Here is a 689-nt window from a genome sequence, read left to right as displayed (position 1 = left end):
AGAGGTCCAGCCGCGAGGCCTCGAAGCGCGCGACGCTGCTCAGGCGCTGCGCGCTGCCGGCGCCCAAGACCTTCGACGGCTACGACTGGTCGGCCGTGTCGTGGCCGGAGGGCATGGGGCGCGATTCGCTGCTCGCGCTCGACTTTGTCGAGCGCAGGGAGGACCTCGTGCTCATGGGCGACGTCGGCACCGGTAAGACGCACATGGCGTCGGCCCTCTGCGCGCTGGCGTGCGAGAGGAGGCTCGAGGCGCGCTTCTTCACGGCGTCCTCGCTCGTGATGCGCCTGAGGCGCGCCCGCGACGACGGGAGGCTCGACCGGGAGGCCGCGCTCATCGGCAAGGCCCGCCTGCTCGTCATCGACGAGCTCGGGTTTCTCCCGCTCGACGCGGACGGGGCGAGGCTGCTCTTCCAGGTCTTCGCCGACGCATACGAGAGGCAGTCGGTGGTAATCACCACGAACCTGGAGTTCAGCAGGTGGGGGTCGGTGTTCGGGGACGACCAGATGGCCGCCGCCGTGATCGACCGCATCGTCCACCACGGGAGGCTCGTCCAGTTCCGCGGCGAGTCCTACCGCGTCCGCCATGCCCTCATGCAGGAGGGCTAGCCGCTCAAAAAGCGTGCGCGCTTCCGATGCTCAGGCTGCTCAATTTCCGATGCTCTTTTTGCTCAAATCCTCTTGACGAAACAC

Annotated in this window: 1 protein-coding gene; it reads left to right on the top strand. The window is 67.8% G+C overall.

The features are described from left to right. The coding region (gene istB / locus ACQRCA_RS08460; RefSeq protein ID WP_427719895.1) for an IS21-like element helper ATPase IstB at nucleotides 1-605 on the top strand (605 nt) is incomplete at its 5' end. Between the last annotated feature and the right edge of the window lie 84 nt (nucleotides 606-689).

Source organism: Collinsella sp. SGI.095, assembly GCF_050314535.1.
Lineage (GTDB): Bacteria > Actinomycetota > Coriobacteriia > Coriobacteriales > Coriobacteriaceae > Collinsella.
The sequence above is the reverse complement of the archived record's forward strand: the minus strand, read 5'-3'. Positions and strand labels throughout refer to the sequence as shown.